Below are 1013 nucleotides of genomic sequence, written 5' to 3'. Positions count from 1 at the left end.
TCCATGCTTTCTCGCTACATCGGCGAAGCCCGCATTCGCGAGGAGCGCGATTTCTGAAGATTGTCAATAGCCGGAGAATGGCTCTTTAGCGCAGGCTAGCGGCTGCAAGCCACTGCAAAGCACGTTTCCGCGTGCCGCCCCGCATACGCCACCCGGCGTATTCCCCAATCCCCCTCCGGTCCCCAGAATCGGTTCATCGCTGTGTAAAAGCCCTGGTTTCCCCTTGGTTTTGGCGCAGCGAAACGCGATTCACATACCCACCACCGGAGAGAGGATTCACATGCAACAACGTCGATTTACCCTCAAGGCGATGACCGCCGCCGTCGCACTGGCAGGCCTTGGCGCCTTGCCGGCTTTTGCCCAGGACACGATCAAGGTTGGCATTCTGCACAGCCTGTCGGGCACCATGGCCATTTCTGAAACCACGCTGAAAGACACCGTGCTGATGGCGATCGAAGAGATCAATGCCAAGGGTGGCGTGATGGGCAAGAAGCTCGAGCCCGTGGTGGTTGACCCAGCTTCCAACTGGCCCCTGTTTGCTGAAAAAACCAAGCAGCTGCTCGGCCAGGACAAAGTCTCGGTCATCTTCGGCTGCTGGACGTCGGTTTCCCGCAAGTCGGTGCTGCCGGTTGTTGAAGAAATGAACGGCCTGCTGTTCTACCCTGTGCAGTACGAAGGCGAAGAGCTGTCCAAGAACGTGTTCTACACGGGCGCGGCGCCTAACCAGCAGGCTATTCCTGCGGTCGACTATTTGATGAGCAAGGCCGGCGGCGGCGCCAAGCGCTGGGTTCTGCTGGGCACTGACTATGTGTACCCACGCACCACCAACAAGATCCTGCGCGCTTACCTGAAGAGCAAGGGCGTGGCTGACAAAGACATCGACGAGAAATACACCCCCTTCGGCCACAGCGATTACCAAACCATCGTGGCTGACGTGAAGAAGTTCTCGCAAGGCGGCAAGACGGCTGTGGTGTCCACCATCAACGGTGACTCCAACGTGCCTTTCTACAAAG

Annotated in this window: 1 protein-coding gene; it reads left to right on the top strand. The window is 58.1% G+C overall.

Annotated features, from left to right (window positions below):
- Positions 1–280: 280 nt before the first annotated feature.
- A partial coding sequence (locus AC1D0Z_RS22710; RefSeq protein ID WP_477660393.1) for a transporter substrate-binding protein occupies positions 281–1013 on the top strand: 733 nt, incomplete at its 3' end.

Source organism: Polaromonas sp. P1_E3, assembly GCF_056405935.1.
This window is presented reverse-complemented; position numbering and strand designations above follow the sequence as displayed.